Raw genomic sequence first — 21840 nt, 5'->3', positions numbered from 1 at the left:
AAAGTAATATATATAAACGATAATTGAGGTGATTTTGTCGATGAATGAAAATTTTAATTCAGCATTCTACAAGAAGATTCTTGATCAAATTAACTCTAATATCTATGTCACCGATGTTGAAACTGATGAAATTGTATATATGAACGATTATATGAAAAATACGTTTCAAGTCTCTAACACTGAAGGAAAGAAATGCTGGCAGATTTTACAATCTGGAATGAACAAAAGATGTGAGTTTTGTAAAATCAAACAACTTCAAGAATCTAATTCACAAAAAATTTGTGTATGGTATGAAAAGAACACGATAACAGAAAAAACATATTTAAATCATGATACTTTAGAACTTTGGGATAACAAACTTTATCATATCCAAAATTCGATTGACGTTACTGAACAACTACAGTTATCTGTAGAAGCAACAATTGATGAATTAACAGGTATTTTTAATCGAAATGCCGGTAAAAAACGAATTGAAGAACTATTAACTGCTGAATATCTTAACGAAGACTTTGTTGTAGTTTTATATGACATGAACGGTTTAAAATGGGTTAATGATACTTATGGACATCTTGAAGGCGATCGCCTATTAATATTTGTTGCCCAAAATATAAAAAAGCGTTTGAAAGAGCCAAACTTTATCTTTCGCCTTAGTGGTGATGAATTTATAATTGTTTTTTTAGATACTACTGTTAAAGGTGTAGAAGTTTGGATGGATAATATTCTTTTAACTTTAAATCAAGAAAGAATCAAAGAAAACATTGATTATGATACCTCTTTTAGTTATGGAATTGCTAATATCCATGTAGATGAAAATTTAACTGTTTCTGATGTATTATCTATTGCTGATTCACAAATGTATATCCAAAAACGAGATTATCATATTCTTATGAATAAAAAAAGGCTAACAAATTCACAACCTAAGTATAATTCTATTCCTTTATTTGAATATAATCGTGATCATCTTTTTGAAAGTTTATCAGAAACAATTGATGACTACTTATTTGTTGGAAATTTAAAGACAAGTAAATTCATGTACTCACGTCAGATGATGATAGATTTTCGTTTGCCAAATCAAATTCTTGATAATGCTGCAGCATTTTGGGGAGAAAAAATTCATCCTGATGATAAAGCAGGATTTTTAAGAAGTAATCAAGAAATTGCTGATGGCAGAGCTGAACAGCATACAATTTATTATCGTGCAAAAGATGCCTCTAACCGTTGGATTCCCTTGCTTTGTAAAGGAAAAATGATTAGAGATAAAAATGGTAATCCAGATTTATTTGCTGGAACAATTCGTAATTTGGATAAAAATAGAGAACAAGCTTCTCTAGAGCCAAATTCTTTAGATACTTATTTAGATACTTCGTATTATATTTATGAGAAAAATCAAAGCAATAAAAATAATTTTCTTTTTCAAAAAAGCTTTTACTTTGTAAACATATTTGATCAGCAAAATGATTTAAAAACAAAAACTGACTTACTTGATTTTGTAAATAAAAATATTCCGGGAGGAATACTAGCTGTCCAAGCGCACTCTGGCTTTCCACTCTATTGCTTTAATCAAGCCATTTTAGAATATACCCAATATTCTTATGAAGAATTATGTCAAATAACAAATGGAAAATTTTCAAATATTATCTATGAAAAAGATCGTCAATTTGTTGAAAGAGAAATTTTCCAACAGCTTGAAAGAAATGACATTTATGAAATTCGTTATCGCATAGTTTGCCACGGAGGCCATTTGCTTTGGGTATATGAAAGAGGAAAATACGTTATCGATGGGCATGGTCAAAAACTAATTTTGTCTTTTTTTGTTGATATTTCCCATGAAATGAATAATGAACAAGAACTACGTTTCATTAATGAAAATAGCCTTGACGGAGTTTTTAAAGCTGCATTAATTGAACATTTTCCAATTTTATATGCTAATGACGGATATTATCGAATACATGGGTATACCAAAAAACAATTTCACCATGATTTAAATGATTGTGCTGAAAATCTCATTTATGAATCAGATAAAGCAAGAATAAGAGCCCAAATAACGGATTTAATTAAAAATAATCAGTCACAAGCTATTCTTGAATATCGAATTAAAAAACGAGACAATTCAATTGCCTGGATTCATATTAGTGCCAGCTTTACTTCGCTGCTTGATCAAACAATTATTATGATTGGAATGGTCATGGATATTACTAAACGAAAAAAACTAGAAGATAAGTTATATCGCTCACAGCAGTTGTTTAAAGTTGCACAAACTAAAACCGGCTTAAATATTTGGGAGTTTGATATTCAAAACAAACAAGTAATTGGCAATCCCGATTCTGCAGTAATCCGCAGCTATCAAAATCTTACTGCCAATATCCCAGAAAGCATAATTGCACAAGGGTTGATCCATCCTCAAAGCATTAATGAACTTAAGAATTTATATCAACGCTTAGAAAAAGGAGCTGCTCCCCTTTCTGCTACAATCAGGGTCAAACAAAAAGATGCGAAAGATAAATATCTTTGGGAAAAAATAACATATACTATTGTCCAGCATATTGATGAAAAACCAGCATGGGCAATTGGCATATCAGAAGATGTTACAGAACAAAAAGAAATTGAGACAAGAATCTATAATGAAGAAAGTTTAAGGAAAGTTTTGAATGAAGATATTATATTAAACATCCGTTTAAATTTTTCTCGTGATTTTATCGAAGATATTTCTTTACATTCCAATGAACAGTATGAAAAACAGCTCTCTGATTACACATACGATGATATTTATAAATATTTATTACAGACTATTGCTAATGAGGATGATCAAAAAAAATTTGAGAAAAAATATTCTAAAAATCAAATTAATGACTATATCCGTACTTTTACCGATATTCCAACTTTTGAATTTAGGCAGAAATATTTAAATGGAATGATATTATGGGTATCCTTAAATATGAAAACAACTATTTCTCCTCAAAATAACGATGTAATATTATTTATTTATACCAAAAATATTGATATCCAAAAAAGACGTGAATTAGCATTGCAAAATAAAGCAGAAATTGATGAGATGAGTAGCTTATATAATGAGTCTACTTCACAGCTAATGATTGAAACATTGCTGAAGAAAGAATATGATCCTAAGAAAGTCAATGCTTTTCTTTTGCTAGATATTGATAATTTTAAACAGATAAATCACAGTGGGAATTTCTTGTTCGGTGACCAAATCATTCGTCAAATGGGACAAATGATCAAGAAAAGTATTTCTTCCAGCTGTATTGCAGCACGAATCAATGGTGATACATTCTCTATTTTTTATCATAATGCTGAATCAAAAAAAGTTATCTATCAAGCAGCCTTACAACTTCAAAAAAAGCTTTCTAGTATTTATCATTTTCAAGATATTGAGACCCAGTTAACTCTCACCGGTGGTTTAATCTATCTATTTTCAGAAAATATGAGCTATAGTCAAATTCATCAATGCGCACTCCATGCCTTAGATACAGCTAAAAGACGCGGAAAAAACCAGATACTATCTTATCAAGAAATTGAAAAAGTTGAATTTAATTTCAAGATTGAAATGATTATTAACCCTAATGATTTTACAATTTTATCGATGAGCCCGACTGGACAAATCATATTTAATTGTATTTTCCCAGTTAAAAAGCCAATAAAATGTTATGAATTATTACATAATCGTAAATCACCGTGCCCATTTTGTTCTCAACAAATCGACTTTGAACAAACAAATATGCGTGAATGTTTTGTATCCAAAATCGATAAACTTATGTATGTTAAAGAACAGCTGTCTCATTATGAGGGCGATACTGTAAGAAAAATTGAAATGCAGGATATTCCCTTTAACTTAGCATATGAAAATCAGGATTCAGATTTACAACAATTTTTAGAAATAAGCTGGAAAAATATAGATAAAAATATTCAACGAGAAAATGCTTTTGATAATATTCTTAGACAATTAGGAACATTCTTTAATGCCCAAAATGTTCTCTTATTTCATCAAAGCGATAATCAACAAAAATTTTCTCTGACTTCAAAGTGGAATTATAATAATCAAATCTCTAATATTAAAAATACTCATTTCAGTAAGGAACACTTTGAAAATATTGTTAGTGCTGTCGCACCACAAAAATACTTTGTAATATTAGATAAAAACCATTTTTGTTATAAAAATATTACAGAACTATATTTTGAAAAGGATGTACCACTACCATTATTATTTATCGGTATTTATAACAAAAACAAGCTTGTATCATGCTTGCTCGTGGAAACTGTTAAACAACATATTAACGCTTCAAAATCTATTGAGGTGATTGCTGATGTTATTTGTAAAATTACCACTATTTATAATTTGCAGACTAAATATACTTATGCCCTTACTCATGATCAAAAAACCGGTTTATCTAACTACGATTCTTATATTAAGACTATAAGAAATATAAATACTGATATTTATTCTACTTTTGGAATGATTGAAATAACTATCATTAATCTAAAAAAATATAATCAGCGGTATGGCATCGTCCAAGGTGATGAAATCTTACAGTTCATCGCACAAACAATTACTAAATTTTTTGATAAAAAATCATGTTATCGGATCAGTAATGCCCATTTTATAGTGCTTTGTCCAGATATTACGTATGAAAACTTCATTCATATATATGATACTTTTTACCAAGAGCTAATTGAATTTTATGATCAATGGATCATTTGTGAAAAAGTTTGGGAAAAGAATTCACTTGTGTTAGAAACAATGCAAGAGCAATTAGAGGAAAAAACAAGACATGCTGTAAATAAAAAAATACACTCTAAGTTAGCTAAATCTGATCAGTCGATAGCAAAAATATTAGAGCGTTTAAATACTGCTTTTGTAAATGGAAAATTTTTAACCTTTTTACAACCTAAGGCTCATACTAAAACTAATCAAATTTGTGGTGCTGAAGCATTGATCAGATACAACGATCCTCAAAAAGGAATTATTCCACCAGGGCGTTTTCTTCCAGAAATAGAAAGAGCAGGATTAATTAGACATATAGATTTATTTATTCTAAAAGATGTCTGCCGAATTCTCAGTAACTGGTTAAAAACTACTTGGAAGCCTTTCCCAATTTCAATAAATTATTCTCGAGCAACTATTTTAGAACCTGGTATTTTAGAAGAAACTAATAAAATCGTTGAAAGCTATAATATTCCTAAAGAATTAATTGAAATAGAAGTTACTGAATCCATTGGATCAATTGATTCTGCTAGTTTAAAAAATATTGTTAATCAATTTTTAGCTGAAGGATATAAAATTGCTTTAGATGACTTCGGTGCTGAATATAGCAATATTTATATACTATACTCGCTGCACTTAAGCTCACTTAAACTTGATCGAAAGATCGTAAGCGATATTTATCATGATCACCGTGCTAAATTAGTAATCAAAAATATCATTAATACGTGTCAACAATTAGATATAACTTGTGTCGCTGAAGGAGTAGAAACTAAAGAACAGCTAAAAGTGTTAAAAGATTTATCTTGTGATGTTATTCAAGGCTATTATCTTAATAAGCCTTTATCTGAAGATGATTTCAAAAAGATTTCTGGCATCACTAACCCCCATTGACACTAAAACAAAGATAATCCTAAGATAGTTTTTTAGTTCTAAAGCAGATGAGCATAAAACTAATTTACGTGATTATCTTTTTTTATAAATGCATCATAGTTAAATACCCTGTATCAAAAAATTTCTATTTTATTGATTTTAATACATTCTTTTATCTTGCTTAAATACTAATTATAAAAGTCATCACTATTGATGACTTTTTCACATATATTTTTAAATCTATTAAAATTAAATTTAGATTTCAAGTTCTAATTATTCATTAATAATTTCATGCATTACTTGTGGAATCAAATCAATTAATTTACTAGGTAATACTGTATAAGAATTATCCCCTATTACATCCCCACAGCTGCCATGTAGATAAGTTCCTAAAATAGCTGCATTTTTAGGTGTATAGCCTTGTCCAACAAAACTAACGATCATCCCAGCTAAAACATCTCCCATTCCAGCCGTAGCCATCGCCTTATTAGCTGTAATATTACGATATGTCTCTCGACCATCTGTAATTAATGTGTTAGGACCCTTTAAAACAACAGTAACACCATATTTTCGAGCAAAACCACCAACTTTATCAATCATATCTAATTCATCATCATAAGCACACAAACGCTTAAATTCACCAAAATGAGGTGTTAAGATAATAGGAACGGGGCACTCTTTTAATAAATCTAAATGTTTAGCTGCAATCGTCAAACCATCAGCATCAATTACGATTGGACAATTGGCATATTGTAAAGTATCAATTACATACTGCTCGCTTTGTTCATTTAACCCTAAACCTGAACCAATCAAAATTGCATCACGGTCATAAAAAAGTTCTTGTTCCAGTTTACTATTACGAAGTTTAGAAGTACATTCAGGAGTAACTATTGCTAGCGCATCAATTACTTTTTCACTTGAACAAACACATACAACACCACTTCCACTATAAACCGAGGCTTTTGACGCTAATAAAGCAGCTCCTCGATAGTAATCACATCCAGTTAAATGTAAAATCTTGCCATAGATTCCTTTATGTCCATAATAAGCACGCGGTTTTAAATGATATTTGATCCATGATGGACTAACCAATTTAGCAAGCCCCTGCTCCTGACGTAAATCTTTAGCATCCAATATTTCAACTGCAATCTCTCCTGTATACATATGACACTCTTCATTTAAAAAAGCCTGTTTGATTGCTGTTAAAGTAATTGTCTTACTAGCACAAATCACATTACCATAAGGTATTCCTGTATCAGGATTTAATCCAGTTGGAATATCAATTGCGATGATGTCTATATCATATAAATTATTAATTTCTTCAATTAATATCCTAGCTACTCCACGAACTTCACCATTTAATCCGAAACCAAACATTGCATCAATTACCACATCTGCTTTTTGTGCATCACTTATAAATAAAGATATATCTTCTTCATCCATAAAAGTAATTGGAACTTCCATCTCTTGCGCTTGCTCAATATAAAAATTATTTGCTTGAGAAAATTTATTAGGGTTTCCAAAACAGTATAACTTCACATTTCGTGCTCGAATATGTAGTTTAATCCCTAAACTTAAACCATCAGCTCCATTATTTCCCGGTCCACAAACAATCACGATATTATTATAACCCAAACAATGCGGTAAAATGGCATTACTAGCTTTATCCACTAGTTCTTCGATTGAATATCCCTCATTTAATAAAGCCTGATCGTAAGCCTTCATTTGTCTACTTGTTGCAACATACATATTATCACCATTACTTTCTCTATAAAATCTTATGTTTATATTATAAAGCAATTATTCATAAAAACCTACTTAGAAGCAAAAAAAATAAAAAAAGCAGATTTCTACACTCTGCTTCTAGGACGCTCATCCATTATCTCTTGATAAATCATTGTAACAATATTATGTGGATTAATATTTTGGTCTAACAGACGTTCCAGCATGATCATCATTTTTCCATCATTAATAGTACCGATAATATTCGCTTTTTCAATATTTTGAATATCACATATATATGGAAAAAATTCATTGATTTTTGTATTGATTCCATAATGATGATTAGAACGGCTATATAAATAAATTATCTTATCACCATTACAATCCTCAAAAACACTTCCGCGAGGATAATTAAAAACATTTTTATACTGCTTAACTTGCTTTCTTTTTTGTTCATGCTTATATTTTCGTTTATTTTCATATACTATTTCAATATGTTTTGGTGATAGCATATTAACCAGCTCATAAGATTTTTTACAATCAAATATAATCGTTTCACTGTAATCAAATTCATATCGTAATGCTGCTTCACGAACAAACTTAGTCTTATTAACATATAAGTTTGAATTATCTGTTTGATAAATATAATATAATTGATCACCCACTCTAATAATATCACCAACGCAATAAATAATCGGAACATCAAAATGAATCAATCCCTCTAGGTAGCGTGAATTAACAATCAGTTTTCGCTCAATCATTATTAAATTATTAATTCCAATCCGATTGTAAATATCTCGAAAATTAGTTCGCGGAATCTTATAAGTGTTTGTTAAATAGACATATGTATTTTTACGATGGTCATATATATTCTTATCAAGCTTAAATGTAGCTAAATAACGGGACTTTTGTTTTGTAGAACAATAATACCCATAAAAATAATTTTCGTCCTTAGCAACGACCAAATAGGGCCTAATTCGATGACTTTCTTCTATACGTTCTAACTCATCATTACTTAACGGCATCAAAGCCCATACTAGATTTCCTATCGCCACTTCATTATATTTATCTTCAACAATTGGCGTAAGATCTATAATTTCCTCTTTTTCTAGTCTACTAAAATACTTTAATAATCTTTTAAACAATTTCATCTTCCCACCCCAAGATAATTATATACCCAACAATCAAAGAATACAAAAAGATTATAGAAGCATTAATCCTATAATCTTTTTGTTACTCATTATATAATTGAAAAAACGAACTGAAGTGAGGGGTACAGTTCGTTCTTTCTATATTTATATCTTATTTTTCAGCAATTGTTGCATAATTAGCAACAATGTAATCTACAACTGGATTACTTCCCCAAGTTTTAATAGCTGAAGCTGTTGCTTGAATCGTATTTGCAGTTACTGTTAATTTATAATTAGCATCATCATATCCGTACTTACCTTTTTCGGTAGTTGTAATTTCTTTTTTTGTTCCATTTTCATCAGTTGTTACAACCGTAGTAACACTCTTATCAGTTACATCTAATAGTGGATTTAAAGTAACGTTATCTAATAATAAAGCTGAACTATTACCGCCTTTGATTGCTCCCATATAATAATAAGTTCCTTCATATTCAACCCATTTACCTGCTTGTGCCGCCAACTCTATATCATCAGTATATTTCACAACATTTGGCAATGCCAATAAAGCCGCATTTTGTGTTAAACCATTTTCATCAGTAAATGTATTGCTTAAAGTTTCATCACCGCGGGTCCATGACTCTGTTAATGTTGCTTTAACAACTACATCAACATTACCACTGTTTTTTACTGTTACATCTTTATTTACTTCAACTCCTGGTAACCAATCAGTTGGTGGAGTAAATTCTTCTTCAATTGTAGTATCATATTTTGCTGTTTTAAATTCATTTGTTTTTGTCAATTCCTGACTAAAATACGCTAACGACCCAACTACTCCTACTGTTAATGCTAATAATAATATTCCACCTAAACTTTTTTTATTTTTCATTCTTCTTCACCTTTCCTTTTCTTTATTGTTGTTCAGCAATCGTAGCAAAATGATCGGCTAAATACACAGCCATCACATTATCACCAAACGCATCCCTAATTGCTGCTTTTGAAGCTTGGACTGTCCGCGCTTCAACTGTCAAAGTATAATCTGCGCTATCATATCCATATTTTCCGTATTGATATTTTTTAGTTACAGTTGTAGTCCCTTGTTCATCTGCTTCAACGACTGTATGACTGCCGCTAACTGTTGCATCTAATAACGGATTCATCTTCACACTATTTAATAATCCATTTGATGCTTCATCTTCACCAATTACACCTAAATAGTAGTAATAATCACCATAATGAATCCATTTATTATGATAATCTGCTAGATTATCTTTAACATCTTCATATTCATAAACCATATTTTGAACAAAATTTTTAATTGCCGCATCATGTGAAATGCCGTTTTCATCAACGAATGAATTTGGTAAAATTTCACCTTCCTCGCTCAAGATTTTATCTGGATCATTAGGATCCATCAGATTTTCACTACGTTTCCATAGCTCAGTTAATTTTGCTCTTACCACAATATCAACGTTTCCAGTATTTTTAACTGTAACTTTTTTATTAATTTCAACACCTGGTGCCCACTTATCAGTTGGAATAAATTCTTCTTCGATCGTTGTATCATACTTTGCCGTCTTAAGTCTATTTTCAACAGTTAAGTCTCTAGAAAAGTAAGCCAATGTACCTACAACCAATACAATTGCAGCTAATGAAATAAGGGCAGATAGGCTTTTCTTATTTTTCATTTCTATCACTCACTTTCTTTTTAATCTAATAATGCATACGTTTCAGGAACTACAGTTTCAAAAGCGGTTCCTGCGACTGCTTGTTTATTAGCTTGATAAACTTGAACTGTAATCGTTAAAGTATAGTTGGCACTAGCATACTTACCATTACCAGTTACAACTGTTTTATTGTAAGTTGCATTATTGGGAATGCCTGTATTTGGGGCAACTGCCCATCCTGTTTCAGGATTATTAGTTATTTTGCTTGGTTCACCAGTTGTCATCGTCGAATAATATACTACTGTTTTCTTAGTTTCAGCAAAATCGACATCTCCACTTAACATGATTGATTTTAAAAACTTATCCTCGGCTCTACCACCCGAAGAAATTATTCCGTCATAATAGAAATATCCATCACTATTTGAATATATCCATTTATTACCATATTCTTTTTCAACAACACTAGCTCTTGGATCAGCACTTGTAACTGTAATATCTTCACCAACAGCTGTTTTCCATGTTTCACTCCACATTGCTCGAGAAACAATATTACCAGTTCCAGTATTTTCAACACCTACTTCTTTAGTAACTTTATCTCCGGGTTCCCAATTATCTTTTGGTGTAAATTTTTCCACAACTTCTGACTTAAACTGTCCAGTTTTTAATTTGTTATCAACATTCGTTGTGCTATTATAATAAGCAACTGCCCCACCTATAACTAAAAATGCTGATAACGAAATAATTGCAATCAAACTCTTTTTTCGTTTCATAATTTTCGTACCCCTTTCTCAAATATTTAATAACCGATATGTGGTATTAATAACCAACAAATATACTTTTGTCATATTACAACATTATTATAAATAATCATGGTTTGCTTCTGGTTATATTTCACTTTCCTTAATATTCTATTTTAATGTTTTTATTGAATCTAAAAATCAATAATTGTCTTAACTTATAAAGAAAAACACTCTAACAATTGTTAGAGTGTTCGTGGCTTCATTAGTTGTTTACTGTAGGTAATCCATTTAAGAAATTTTTTACAGTTTGATTTGTTGCATCAGTGATCCAAGTTGCAGCAGCTTCTTTATTAGCTTGTGAAACTTGAGCAGTAATTGTTAATGTATACTCAGCGTTATCATATAAACCATTTGATTTAACTTCAGCACGTTTAAATGTCGCTTTAATATTGTTATTTTCATCATCTAATGCTTTAAATTCTTCTTCAGAAATTTTTACCCATTGAGTTTTTGAGTCAGTTCCAATTGATGTTTTATCCGGTTCAGTTGCTGCAGTTGTATAATAAAAGTTTTTAATATCTGTTCCAACTACATCAGCACTATTTTTTAAAGTAATTGAAGTTAGGAAATTTTCTGTATGTCCATTTACTCCAATCATCTCATTATAATATGCCCATCCATCATTACCGTCAACCCATTTATCGCTCATACCATTTTTATCAACAACACTTTCATTATTAGTGTCTGGATAAGCTACTGCTTTAAATTCTTCTCCGTTGCGTGTCCATGATTCTTCCCATTTAGCACGTGCTACTAAAGCATAATCTCCTGTATTATCAACTCGTACCTCTTTTGTAACAGTTGCTCCTGGATTAAATTCTTTAGGTGTAAATTTTTCGACAATATCAGAGCCAAACCCTTTTGTTTTTAATTTATTGTCAACTGTATGTGTTTGAGTAAAATATGCTAGAGTTCCTACAACTACCAATGCCCCTGATAATACAATTGATGCCACTACGCTTTTCTTGTTTTTCATGATTTCCACTCCTTTTTATTTTTTATTTCATTTTACAAATCAATGATAACAATTGATGGTTTGCTTCTGGTTATATTTATAACTCTTATTCTATTAATATAACTATCGAAGAAAACTTTTCTTTTACAATTAACAGTATATCTTTATTTGGTTTTTTTCCGGTTATATTCACAAACGAAAAATAATATTCAAAAACAAAAAGAGATGTATAAAAATACATCTCTTTCACGATTTAATCAATAGAAACTAATTGTCCATTTTCAACAATAATTGAATCCCAATTTTGCGTAGCAACTGCATTAGCACCGTCATCTGCTTGTACACCATTAGCAGTGATTATAATCTTAGATTTAAGATTAGCATATGACATTGTTTCCTCATGTGAGGTAAAATTATTTTCAATAATAAATGATTTAAATAAATTGACAGTCTCATTAGATTTTAATGGCATCTTTAGATAGTAATAAGATTTACCCTTTTCCCCAGTAGCTTTATATATCCATTTATCTTCATCAATTCCACGAATTACAATTTTATCAGGATCTTTATCACTCAAGATATTTCCATCTTCATCCATCCATACCTTTTCAACCGTCACTCTTATGAAAGCATCTAGTTCCTCAGTATTTTTTATATCAACAATTTTAGATTTTTCTTGTCCAATCACTACTGGATCATCATACTTAATTCCATCTTCACTCACAGAGGCATCGGGATTAGTTGAGCTTTCGATAACATCTATTCCAAATTCACCAATTCTAATCCGGTTCTTAGTCTCATCACTATCTGTAAACCATGCCAGTGTGGCGGATACAGCAAGTACACAACCTAGCAAAACTATTAGACTCATTATGGTTCTTTTCTTTTTACTCATCTCGCTACACTCCTATCTTTAGACTGTCACTTTTTCTTTTTCATCCGCTACAAGGTTACTCAAAACAATATTTAATAACAATATTCCACCAATAATTGCTACCGCAATATATTTTGCTGATGAAGCAAAGATCGTTCCAACAACAGGGAGGCAGAATTCTAATGTCTTTCCGGCTACATTTTGATATTCTACCAGATTTGTATCATTAGTTGGATTTGCATCGCCTTTTGTAACAAAAGTTTGTGAAATTTCGTTTTTCACTATCACTCGGTGAGTAACTAATGTATCATCATCTACTCGAAATGTGATTGCATCGTTTTCTTTAATATCCTCAAAAGAAGCAGCTTTGTAATAGATCAAACTTCCAACTGGATATGTGGGTTCCATACTTCCAGATAATACAACTACAGGCTTGTAGCCAACTACCATAGGAGCAAGTATAAGCACTAATGCTATTATCACTACATAACATAATATTGATAAATAGCTAACCACTTTCTTAAATATCTTCATAACCTGCCTCCTATCCTAGTTATTAAAAATCTTCTCCAGATTTCTGTTGATTACTATTACCCTTATAATCACTCCATGTTACATTATTTCCAGAAATAGCAGCAGTTTTACCAAAGGTGCTTTGTGCCCCTTCAGTTGTAGCTTTACATGATTCTAAATTAAATGTAATTTGATAGATTATTCCTGAATAATCCACCGCATGAGTATCATTTGAAACTTGCTCCGATAAAACCAGACTATCCAAAATGATATTAGTTGTTGTATTAGCTTTTAATACTTTAGTGTAATAGAAATAGCCGTCATTTCCATCCACCCATTCATCTTGCCAGGCAGATGTCCATTTCTTTTCAACACTATCAACGTCACCATTTACAAAATCACCATTTTGATTGATCCAGCTTTGACTGTAACTTACCCTGATTAAAGCATCAATTTCACCACTGTTGGCAAATTTAACCTTTTTATCAACGGTTTCTCCTGGTAAAAATTGTGAATCTTGATTAAATTTTTCAATCAATTCAATCTCCGGTTCTTGCGTTGCCATTTTGTTTTCTACATTGACGGTACTATTATAGTAAGCACTTGTATATCCAATCGCAACAATCAAACATACTGAAGCAAAGATTAAAGCTACCTTCGTCTTTTTAATTTTTAAAAATTTCACTTTATCTTCACCTCCATTTAATTCCAAGTAATTACATTGTTAGAAATAACTTTAAAATCACGACCAAAGTTTGCTTGTACTGCTCGATGGTTAACACTATCGTCATCACTATACTGTACTGCTTCACTAACAAATTTCAAAGTATAATCTGCTGTTTGATAAATTTCGGCATAATTGCTATCAAATTTAAGACTAGTTAAAACTTTAGCTGTCATTTCATTAGCTGGAAGAACTTTTTTATAATAATACCAGCCATCACCACCATCAAACCAGTCATTTTGCCATGCTTCAGTCCAGTTCTTATTAACAACTTCATTGCCATCAACTAACCCAGAAATAACCTTGCCATCAGCATCTTTCCAAAACTCCGCATAAGAAACTCTTAGAAAGACTGGTGCTGTTCCAGTATTTTTGAATTGTACTTCTTTTTCTACTTGATCAAACCAGTCTACAGTTGAATCTTTGTCAAACTTTTCTACTACTTCAGTATCCACTGTTGGTGTCTTAATATTATTAGTGACAGATGCACTTAGTTTTGACCATGCGTAGATTCCGCCCACTGCAGTAAGACAGACTGTCACCACTACCATCAATACCATCAATGGTCGTTTCATTTTAATTCTACCTAAATATTTCATTGCGTCATCCCTCACCTTCTTTATTAATTACCAACTTTTTTTATTTCTGCAGCTTCTAAATCAGTAGTTACACCATCCTTATAACCTTGCACAGTTAACTGTGGTTCTCCTGCATCAGCCACAATATTTCTAAATTTAATTCCTTCAATTACAAATTTTCCAGTAGTTTCATCAATAATATCTTTCCATTCAATATAAGCATTAGTACCACTGCCACCTAGCTTACCACCTTGAGCATCAATTACCTCAAACTTATTAGCATCATATTTTACTCGAATATCAACATCGGTATCCATTGTTGTAATACTTGTAAAAATACTATTAAATGCATTTTCCATCGCACTACTGTTATTTGCTTTTGTATAATGTCCTTCACTAGCTAAACGCGTTAAGAAACTATCAAATAATGATGAATTATTGGAATTAAGACCAATCGTAAAAATCGTCTTACCTAAACCTTTACCAGAACGATTAGTTCTATTGCCTGCATCATTAGAATTATTGTTACTACGATTTTTAGTAATATCATCATTTTTATGACCATAATACTTTGATCCATTACTACTTTCAATGTAATTATTGATTCCTGTTAAATTTCCACTAAACTTAATAAAATCAGCTTGATTTAAAGCCTCAGCTCCAACCCGATACCCATTATCATCATAATCATTATAACTAGTATTAAATCCCTTATTTCCTGGTTGACCGTCAGTAAAGACGATTACTGAACGATTATTTTCTCCAGTTGCACTTGATAATTGATTACGAACTTCATACAAACCTAAATCAATTTGCGTTCCTCCTGAAGCTTTAATATTTTTGATACCACCATTATTTTTAGTTAAATATGTGTACCATGTTTCATTACCTGATTTAATATCTGATAACTTCACAAAATTATTATTAGTGATCGAACCATCTGCACTATATGCAAAAGTAATTACTGATACACGACTGTCAGGATTATGTTCATATAACTTAGTTATAAATTTAATTACATTATTTTTTAAATGGGTTAGACGACTGCTGCCATTCATTGACTCATCCATGCTGCCTGATTTATCTAATAGCAAGACAACGTCTTGTGGGGCTTTTACTGTCGTAGATTTAACATTTCCACTTACATTATATTCATAGTTATTGATTGTTTCACTTCCAGCAGGAAGATAATTAGTCTTTTCATCAGTCGCTTTAAAGAATCCAACATGACCAAATGAATTTGTTAGAGTCACATAACCATTAGCTGCATCTTTATTTTGACTAAGTTCGATAATATTTCCACTAGATAAGTTTGTTTGAGCATAACCACTTTCTGTACTTTCTAGCTTATATTCCATTGGAACAGTTTCTGTTACGGTATATTTACCAAACGGTAAATTTTCTAAAAGAACTTCTTCATTATTTTTTAAGATTAAATCTGTTTTATAAATTACTGCATTTTCACTATCTCGACCAACCACATGAATAATAAATGTCTTATCTTCACTAGAATTGTTTACAACCTTTTTTACAGTAAGAGTTGCACTTGTAATTGGCAATTCTTCATTAACTGTTGGTACATTGAAATCCAATGTAGAATCTTTATCAATATAATTTTTATAGACTAACTGGGTTGGGTCATTGGCTGGATAATCTGTACCATCCTTATATTCCTCTTTAACTGCTACATAATATTCTAAATGAGCTTGACTGTTTTTTTCAACATCACCTACATACCAAGTGATTTTTTTTCGACCATTTTCTGTACTTACAATAACATAACCACGATCAAATATTAATTTATCAGCTACAGAGTTATCATAACGGCCATCAGGTAAATCTAAAAGATCAACATACTGGCTCATTGGATCATTGACAATCCCATTTTTTATGATTGTTTCATATCGAGTCACAATCTCATTAGCAATATTTTCATAAATTCCGCTTAAATCACTAGAGGAACTATAGGCATATCCTTCACCTTGAGTAGCTACATTCTTCAAGAAACTATTAACACTACTTCCAGTTGTGTAACCAATCGTAAAAATTGTATTTCCACTTTTCTTTGCTAATAATGCTTCATTTTCAGCTAATGTAGCAGCTGCATTATTTAAAGAATAGTGACTATTATTTAAATATAAGTCTAATGTAAAATCATTTCTTCCGCCCTTAATTACACTATCATAATTGATTGCATTTTCCCCAAAAGTATATCTACCACTATATCCTAAAGCTTTATCAGTAGCGGTCGCTTCGCTATAATCATTAACTAAATAACCATTATTGCGTTCATTATTTAGTTTATAACTTCCTGTCGCACCACCATCACTTAATAAAATAATAATTCCATTTTCTGATTTAGCATTTTTTAAAACAGTTCTAGCTTTATAAAGCCCTGCTTGAATGTTGGTTCCACCATCCGAATTATTTCCTAATTCGACATCTCTAATTGCTTGTTTTGCGGTTTCAAGATTGCTTGTTAGATTTTGTTCTACTGTACCATAGTAATTAAATGTCACAATTGAATATCGATTCTTTTTATTTCCAGAAATTTTACTATTATTCAAAAACTCAATTGCAGCGTTTTTAGCTTTAGTAAGACGTTTTTTATCATTTGAAGATGTGCTATTTCCATGTTCATCTTCAGCCATACTATTTGAAATATCAAATACTAGAACAATATCATTACCAATCGCCTCAACACTATCCTGGGCTTTTCCAGTAGCTAAATCCAAATTGATTTTATACCGATTATCGCCAACTCTTTCTGAAGTTTTATTAACAGTAACTAGGCCATCACTACTAGTAGTAGAGCCAGGGTTATTTTCCGCTTCAACAATTAAGTTAGTTCCAGCCGCTGGTATTATCATCGCTAATGCCAAAACCAGTGTTTTTATCTTTCTAGTAAACTTATTTTGTTTTCTTTTTTTAGATATCTTCATTTAGCTTCCTCCTCACTGACGTTACTGTTAAGCTTCTTTTTTGTTACCAGATTAACGATTATATAAATCAACACTAGACCAGCCAAAATTATTTTTGCAATCATTGATTGGATCATTCCATAAATATATCCTATATAAGGAATATTTATCTTTACTATCCCATTTAATCGACTAAAGGCAACTGGGTTTGAATCTTGGCTACTATTAGCATCACCCTTAGTAATAAATACTTGTTTTTCTTGGTCTATTTTAATTACTCGGTGAGTTATCACATTACCGCTTACACCTGAGCCTTTAAAACTTATAATATCATTTACCTTTATTTCATCAGCTTTAGCTGGTTTAACTAGTAATAATTCTCCAGTTGAATAAACAGGCTCCATACTATTCGATAATACAACATTTACCTCATACCCCAGCAATCTTGGGCCAAGTGTTATAATCAAATATATAAAGCATAAGATCAATAATATCGTTGAAACAATATTATTAATTTTTCTTATTTTATTCACTTGCTTGTTTCCTTTTAAGAATAAAGATACCAGCAGCAATTAACAGTAAAACAATTCCACCTGTAATATACAAATAAGTATAATTAATTCCTTCTTCACCTTTTTTTAAAGGCGTCTGATCATCAGGAACTTCCTCTGTTCCATCCCCAGGTGATAACGGAGTTTCTGAATCAGTCACATTTTCGGTATCATCACCTTGGTTAGTTGTAGTACCACCAGTTCCTGCTCCACCAGTTGCAGTTGATACTGCAGTGTTAGCAGGTAAACCTACAGGAATCACTACAACACTTTCAACATATTCCTGTGTTACATTTAAATCTCGATATACATATGTGATTGAATTATCTGTTTCACCAATTGTAATTGATAAATCAGCAGCTCCAATCAATTCATAGCCAGCAATCGTTTTAGCTCTCTCGTTCACTGTACTGCCAAGTGGCGCTGTCATAACTTTTGTTGTGGCTATTTGAACATTATCCTGATTAACATAATTGATCGAATATTCGCGTCCATTAGTCAAAACTTGATATTTGGCTACAAATGTCATTGCACCAGTAACAGCCTCACCACTAGCTGGAAGGGTTTTATTCCATCCCATTAAATAATAGCCATCTTCTACATTGATATCAGGGATATCCGGAAAACATTCGTTTGCTGCTACATCGATAGTAATCTTATTTTCACCATTAGCAGCAAATGTACCATGAGCTCCTGCCCTAAATGTTACTTTATAGGTTCTACTAGCATCAACTGTCATTGGATTAACAAAGCCGACCATTGCAATCATCATAGCTAGAACAATAATGACTTTTTTAATTTTCTTCATGACTGCAATCCTCCTTATGCTTTTTCTTCTTCAATAAGAATATAACTGCAAATCCACTAACTGCTACCAATCCAAGTAATGGTGCAATTACAGTTGCATCACCAGTTTTGATACTTTCATAAACATTTCTAACTACTTCAACAATAGTACTTTGATCATCAAGTTCTTCAACACTAAAATTAAACTTGATCAATCCTTCACGATTTTGATACGTATTATCCATTGAATCACCATTAACTTCCAATGTCATTGTTACTGTAGTAGTTTCACCTTTTTGTAAACTAGCAAGTAACGTATCTTCACTCATTCTTCCAGAACTTAAAGCAGCCAGATCATCAAGTGTTCCATTATAAAACTCTTCACCTTCATTAGTAATTGTAATATTATAAACACTTAATCCCGAAGTATCAGTATCAAGACTATCTAAGACATCAGCACTCAAATAAAATCTTAACTCTCGATGATCATCATTTTTTAAAACAATATTTTGTGTTCGAACTTCACCAGGCATAATATTTTTAAAATTATCAAATAAATCCTGACTACCATCCAAAAAAATAAAGTCTTCTGCATCACCATCAAATGATACATTAGTATCAGCTGCATGAATAGTAGTCATAGATAGTGCTAGTACTGTTGTTACAACTAATGTTTTTAAAATATTTTTACCTCGCATTTTAATGACCTCCTCCACGACTATTCTTCTACATACTGAATAACATCATTATTATCAATTTTAACTTCTAAGCCCCATTCACTCAAAATTGCAGATTCAGCACCAACTTTTTGAATTGCTTCAGCTTCAAAACTTAAATGAGCACTTAAACCAGAGTAACGCATTGCATTAGTGTTATCGATATTGCCAGATAATTTGATTTGATTAACAAATAAATCTGTTACTGCCCCTGGTTCTAATAATTTTTTATAATAGAAATAAACAACTTCTTTATTTTCATCACTATCTTGAATAATCCAATTATCTTTATCATTAGTAATGATTTCAATAAAACCAGGATTAGCATCGATCACCTTATTACCGCTTTCATCTTCCCAGTATTTGGTAACAGCAATTCTTGTATATAAATCATTTTCTGATGTATTTTTTACAAATGTTTGTTTATCTTTTATAGCTCCAGGATAACCAAAATTAAAGTTAATACCTTCATCCGTTATTTGACCATCTTCATTTGTTGTAGCATCTCTCAATTCAATTCCAATATTCCCTGAACTAAGTTTGTTACTTGAAGAAGTATCGGCACGGAAATAGGCAATTGCGCCTCCAATTGGAACCATGATACATAGAACAATCATTAATATTAATAGCTTATTTTTTTTATTTTCCATGATGATTATCTCCTTTGCTTTAATATTGATCGGTGGATACTTTTCCCACATTACATCCATATTATATGTAATGGTGGTTTTAAAGCGGTTATATTTTGTTTTAGATAATAACTTTCTTTTAAAATCTAAAAAAGAGTTAAGTTATATCTCTAAAACTTAACTCTGAACTGAAGACTCTATTGGTTTTTTATATAATAATTTTGCTTTTGCAACATCATAATTCAAACGATATGTAGTACTATTATATTTTGCATAAAACTTTTTATTTATTCTTTGAATGATTGTATATGCATTGTCCATTTCCTGACACGCTACTAAAATAATATATTGTTTCTTATTAATTTTAGCAAACAAGTCATTCACTCTTAATGATGAAGCAATCATTTCTTTTAACTGGTTCATTACATGTACTTGATTTTCTATTGTAGTTTTAGCATTAAGATCAAAAATAATCAAAAAATATTTCTTATTATCTCGAAGTGCATTCTTAAGTAAAATTTCATACATATGCTTAAACATGTCATATCCACAGTAAAACCCTCGATAATCAGCATTATTAATAATCAAATCTTCATTAACATTTTCAGTATTAATAATATAATCTTCTTCTATATCTTCTGTAATGACATCATAAAGCTCTTTAAACCGCGGTGATAATCCTGTTCCCAACTCTTTATAAAAGCGTTCATTCAGGTCATCATAATATTTTAACGCATTATGATAGTCCTTTAATTCAATCAGGCCTTTAATATAATAATAATGTAGACCTTCGTAAAATGGTTCTAATAGAATAGCATGATAATTTATTGACATCATCTTTTCAAACTGTTTTCTTTTCATGTAGTATTTGCAAATTTTGATAACACAGTTAACATATGCTGAGCGAAAAAATTCTAGCATCTGTTCAATCCAAATAGAATGATTAGTCGTTATATATAATTTACCTTTATATAGATGATTTACTTTTTGAGCATATGCTAGGTCCTTATCACTTATATCATCAATATATTTTATTTTGTCCCAGTTATAATAAAACTCCTCAGTATCCATCACCCATTCCAACTTGGGATTGATTTGATAACCACCTTTAACAGTTAAAATAACTTCTTCATCCTCATTAAAAATACCTGATGCTTTTAAATCTTTACGAAGTCTAAAAATAGAAAACTTAACCACACTATTTGGATTTTCACTATCCGGATATAAAATATCAATAATATTATTCTTAGATATTACAACTCCTTTTTGAAGCAGCAATAATTGGAATAAATTAATCAACTGTTTTCCTAATAATTTGGTTAAATCAACTGTTACATTTCCACGTGAAAGTGAAAACGTTCCAAACATATTTACGTTAATCTTATCATTTGCCATATCTAATTCCCTCACTTTTCAAGATATGTTACTTGCCCACAAATTTATCCACCAAAATAGTCATATTCTAAAACCCCATTACAGTATTAGCCCATTATTTTTATTTAATAGTAATTTATTAGTGATAAATTCTTACCACTTGGTTTAACTATACGTTTTCGTTGCATAAATATAAAACACGTAAATAGACCCAAATTTATGTGTTTTTTTTGTGCACGAAAATCTATTCTTTCCCGTGCAGGAAAAGTATGATCCTCGATTCTAATTTTTTTATAAAAATAACATATTCATTATA

The 21840-nt window shown here is 30.9% G+C and carries 17 protein-coding genes; 1 reads left to right on the top strand and 16 read right to left on the bottom strand.

From position 1 onward, the window contains the following. The first annotated feature begins 40 nt into the window (after positions 1–40). Positions 41–5608, top strand: a complete 5568-nt coding sequence (locus EYR00_RS03850) for a diguanylate cyclase domain-containing protein (protein WP_003538481.1) — start codon at positions 41–43, stop codon at positions 5606–5608. 252 nt (positions 5609–5860) lie between these two features. Here EYR00_RS03850 and EYR00_RS03845 read toward each other — a convergent pair whose 3' ends face one another. The 16 genes from EYR00_RS03845 to EYR00_RS03770 all read right to left on the bottom strand — a co-directional run bounded on the left by EYR00_RS03845 (position 5861) and on the right by EYR00_RS03770 (position 21545). Beyond that, complete coding sequence (locus EYR00_RS03845) at positions 5861–7336, bottom strand: bifunctional ADP-dependent NAD(P)H-hydrate dehydratase/NAD(P)H-hydrate epimerase (RefSeq protein ID WP_003538482.1); 1476 nt, start codon at positions 7334–7336, stop codon at positions 5861–5863. Between the two features lie 101 nt (positions 7337–7437). Next, positions 7438–8460, bottom strand: coding sequence for a hypothetical protein (locus EYR00_RS03840; protein WP_003538484.1), 1023 nt, complete (start codon positions 8458–8460; stop codon positions 7438–7440). Between the two features lie 151 nt (positions 8461–8611). Continuing rightward, a complete protein-coding gene (locus EYR00_RS03835; protein WP_003538491.1) occupies positions 8612–9325 on the bottom strand; it encodes a BsaA family SipW-dependent biofilm matrix protein in 714 nt (237 codons plus the stop codon). A gap of 22 nt (positions 9326–9347) precedes the next feature. Further along, on the bottom strand, positions 9348–10124 hold the full coding sequence (locus tag EYR00_RS03830; RefSeq protein WP_003538493.1) for a BsaA family SipW-dependent biofilm matrix protein: 777 nt from the start codon (positions 10122–10124) through the stop codon (positions 9348–9350). A 20-nt stretch (positions 10125–10144) separates the two neighbouring features. Beyond that, on the bottom strand, positions 10145–10873 hold the full coding sequence (locus EYR00_RS03825) for a BsaA family SipW-dependent biofilm matrix protein (protein WP_003538495.1): 729 nt from the start codon (positions 10871–10873) through the stop codon (positions 10145–10147). Positions 10874–11105: 232 nt separating this feature from the next. Continuing rightward, the gene (locus EYR00_RS03820; protein ID WP_003538498.1) at positions 11106–11879 is read right to left on the bottom strand and encodes a BsaA family SipW-dependent biofilm matrix protein; all 774 of its coding nucleotides are present in this window, start codon (positions 11877–11879) and stop codon (positions 11106–11108) included. Positions 11880–12111: 232 nt separating this feature from the next. Then, positions 12112–12753 carry a SipW-dependent-type signal peptide-containing protein gene (locus EYR00_RS03815; protein ID WP_003538500.1) on the bottom strand — a complete coding sequence of 214 codons (642 nt, stop codon included), beginning with the start codon at positions 12751–12753 and terminating at the stop codon, positions 12112–12114. 18 nt (positions 12754–12771) lie between these two features. Continuing rightward, on the bottom strand, positions 12772–13266 hold the full coding sequence (locus tag EYR00_RS03810; protein WP_003538503.1) for a signal peptidase I: 495 nt from the start codon (positions 13264–13266) through the stop codon (positions 12772–12774). A 22-nt stretch (positions 13267–13288) separates the two neighbouring features. Next, on the bottom strand, positions 13289–13930 hold the full coding sequence (locus EYR00_RS03805) for a BsaA family SipW-dependent biofilm matrix protein (protein ID WP_009299600.1): 642 nt from the start codon (positions 13928–13930) through the stop codon (positions 13289–13291). A gap of 17 nt (positions 13931–13947) precedes the next feature. Continuing rightward, a complete protein-coding gene (locus EYR00_RS03800; protein WP_008792087.1) occupies positions 13948–14568 on the bottom strand; it encodes a hypothetical protein in 621 nt (206 codons plus the stop codon). Positions 14569–14591: 23 nt separating this feature from the next. After that, the gene (locus tag EYR00_RS03795) at positions 14592–17489 is read right to left on the bottom strand and encodes a vWA domain-containing protein (protein ID WP_003538512.1); all 2898 of its coding nucleotides are present in this window, start codon (positions 17487–17489) and stop codon (positions 14592–14594) included. Continuing rightward, the gene (locus EYR00_RS03790) at positions 17486–18001 is read right to left on the bottom strand and encodes a signal peptidase I (RefSeq protein WP_003538514.1); all 516 of its coding nucleotides are present in this window, start codon (positions 17999–18001) and stop codon (positions 17486–17488) included. Before EYR00_RS03790 ends, EYR00_RS03795 begins: the two co-directional genes overlap by 4 nt. Beyond that, positions 17994–18827 (bottom strand): MucBP domain-containing protein, encoded by an 834-nt coding sequence (locus tag EYR00_RS03785; RefSeq protein ID WP_003538516.1) that lies wholly within the window; start codon positions 18825–18827, stop codon positions 17994–17996. The genes EYR00_RS03790 and EYR00_RS03785 overlap by 8 nt, the downstream gene beginning before the upstream one ends. Beyond that, the gene (locus EYR00_RS03780; protein ID WP_009008794.1) at positions 18814–19503 is read right to left on the bottom strand and encodes an LPXTG cell wall anchor domain-containing protein; all 690 of its coding nucleotides are present in this window, start codon (positions 19501–19503) and stop codon (positions 18814–18816) included. Before EYR00_RS03780 ends, EYR00_RS03785 begins: the two co-directional genes overlap by 14 nt. A 20-nt stretch (positions 19504–19523) precedes the next feature. Next, positions 19524–20171 carry a hypothetical protein gene (locus EYR00_RS03775; RefSeq protein ID WP_008792091.1) on the bottom strand — a complete coding sequence of 216 codons (648 nt, stop codon included), beginning with the start codon at positions 20169–20171 and terminating at the stop codon, positions 19524–19526. Positions 20172–20327: 156 nt separating this feature from the next. Next, the gene (locus EYR00_RS03770; RefSeq protein WP_008792092.1) at positions 20328–21545 is read right to left on the bottom strand and encodes a BTAD domain-containing putative transcriptional regulator; all 1218 of its coding nucleotides are present in this window, start codon (positions 21543–21545) and stop codon (positions 20328–20330) included. Between the last annotated feature and the right edge of the window lie 295 nt (positions 21546–21840).

This window comes from Thomasclavelia ramosa DSM 1402 (assembly GCF_014131695.1).
GTDB lineage: Bacteria > Bacillota_I > Bacilli_A > Erysipelotrichales > Coprobacillaceae > Thomasclavelia > Thomasclavelia ramosa.
This window is presented reverse-complemented; position numbering and strand designations above follow the sequence as displayed.